This window comes from Thermococcus sp. (assembly GCF_027011145.1).
Lineage (GTDB): Archaea > Methanobacteriota_B > Thermococci > Thermococcales > Thermococcaceae > Thermococcus.
Genome location: NZ_JALVAO010000041.1, coordinates 1 through 2,111 on the forward strand (window position 1 = coordinate 1; position 2,111 = coordinate 2,111).

At 52.2% G+C, this 2,111-nt stretch carries 2 protein-coding genes and 1 pseudogene; all 3 read left to right on the plus strand.

Annotated elements, in window-relative coordinates:
• Positions 1-241, plus strand: a pseudogene (locus MVG27_RS04830) (radical SAM/SPASM domain-containing protein); the annotation flags it as partial.
• Positions 242-251: 10 nt separating this feature from the next.
• Entirely contained in the window at positions 252-1,316 is a 1,065-nt protein-coding gene (locus MVG27_RS04835) for an ABC transporter substrate-binding protein (RefSeq protein WP_297556278.1), read from the plus strand.
• Positions 1,317-1,337: 21 nt separating this feature from the next.
• The coding region (locus MVG27_RS04840; RefSeq protein ID WP_297556280.1) for a hypothetical protein at positions 1,338-2,111 on the plus strand (774 nt) is incomplete at its 3' end.

Here is a 2,111-nt window from a genome sequence, read left to right on the forward strand (position 1 = left end):
GATTTACAGGGAAAGCGAACTCATGAGAAAGCTCCGCTCGGCCGACTTCAAAGGACGCTGTGGTGCCTGTGAGTTCAGGGAAGTCTGCGGTGGGAGCAGGGCGAGGGCTTATTCATACCACCTTGATCCCCTGGTTGAAGACCCGGCCTGTCCATACGAGCCGGGTTCCTACCTCAGCCTTGCCGAGAAATTCGGGTTGAACCTCCCGATTGGCACCTTTGGAGAACAGAAGCCGGTTTGAGGTGGTGGGAATGAGATGGAAGGCGCTTATACTCGTTGGCATTCTCCTCCTTTCAGTCATTAGTGCGGGCTGTATCGGAAGCACTGGCAACTCAACGACTCCAACACCCGCTCAAAAGGAGATAACGGTGAAGGACTTCGCGGGAAGAAGCGTAACCGTGAAGGTTCCGGTTCAGCGGGCGGTAATCCTGTCAACCTCTGCCCTCGAGATGGTCCAGCTCCTCAACGCAAGCAACCAAGTCGTTGGAATTCCGGTAGAGGCTAAGGGAGACGCTTTTCTCACTCAGGCCCTTAAAAACAAGACGGTCATAGGTGCGAGGCTTAAGATAGACGACTGGGAGAAGGTTTTGGCGTTAAAGCCAGACCTCATCGTGAACCTCTACCTCAAGAAGTTCTACGACGTTGACGAGTTCCTCAACAGGTCAGCGAGCTACGGGATTCCTGTAATAATGCTTCGCGAGGATAAGCTTGAGGACATTCCAAAGGCCGTTTCTTTACTTGGAAAGCTCTTCGGGAAGGAAAAAGAAGCCAAAGCCTTCGAGGACTACTTCAACGAGCAGGTGAATGAGGTTAAGGCGATAGCCTCAAAGATACCGGCCGAGGACAGGAAGAAAGTCGTAATGGTACAACCGATAATGGGGAAGTATTACCTTGTCAACGGCAACGACGTTTTAGCTCAGGCGGTAAGGCTTGTCGGCGGGGACTACATGGTAAACCTCACCTTCAACGGCTACACCCCGGTTAGAGTCCCGATGGACAAGGAGAAGATAATCGCCAGCTACAAAAACGCGGACGTGATAATCCTTTTAACCAGCTCAGTAACACCATACGAGAAGGTTGAGGAGCTTAAAAAGGAAATGCTGAGCGACGATGCGTGGAGGCAGATAAAGGCCGTCCGCGAGGGCAACGTCGTAATACTGAGGGCCGACATGGGGAAGGATTCCTTCCTCCGCTGGAGCCCGAGGATGGCCGTTGGAATCTGGGTCATCGGAAAGGCAGTCTATCCCAACTACTACCCCAACTGGGAGGGCAAAGCGAAGGAGTTCGTCCAGACGTTCTATCCCTTCCTCTCCTGATTTCCATTTTGAGGTGGAAAAATGATAGCGGTCTTTCCGGCAAGCCTCGCGGAAATTGTCAAGCTGGTTGGAAAAGGGGGCGAAATAGCGGGGATAAACGAGGAAGTCAAACTCGATTACTGCCTGCCGGAGCTGAAGGACAGGCCAGTTATTGGTAAATACCTCAAGAGGACGAAGAAGACATACTGGGACGTTCTGGAGGGAATAAGGCCGAAACTAATCCTCGACTTCAGGGTTGAGAACCTTCACTCCGCGGGCGAGCTGTATTCCTTTGCCGAACGGATTGGCGCGGAAGTTCTCCTACTCGACTTTTTAAGAGTTGAGGACCTCGTTGAAGGGAGCAGGCTGATAGCCGAAAAAACCGGCGGGGACTTCTCAAAGCTTGGCGGGTTCTACAATAAGCATCTGTCCAGAATAGCCGATGTCTCGGAGTCACTGGAGGAAAAACCGAAGGTGGTTATGCTCTACCGCGGGATAAACGTCGTAACTGGCACAAACATAATAAGCGACGCGGTCGAGAAGGCCCACGCCGAGAGCCTCGGGAAGAGACTGAGAACAGAAAGGAAGGTCTATCCCCTCAAAAAGGAGGACTTCATCAGGCGTTTCAGCGATGCTGACCATATATTCCTTTTGACGAGCGTTCTGACAAACCGGGAGAGGCTCGAAGATATAAGGGACGAGATGCTTGACTCGGCTGAATGGAGGAGGGTTAAAGCCGTTGATGAAGGCAACGTCCACATATCTGGCTCGGCATTGGATAGGGAAAGCTTTATGCGGTGGAGTCCGCGTTTAATC

Coding starts and splice junctions, on each gene's coding strand:
- MVG27_RS04835 (WP_297556278.1), top strand. CDS start 252: ATGAGATGGAAGGCGCTTATACTCGTTGGCATTCTCCTCCTTTCAGTC.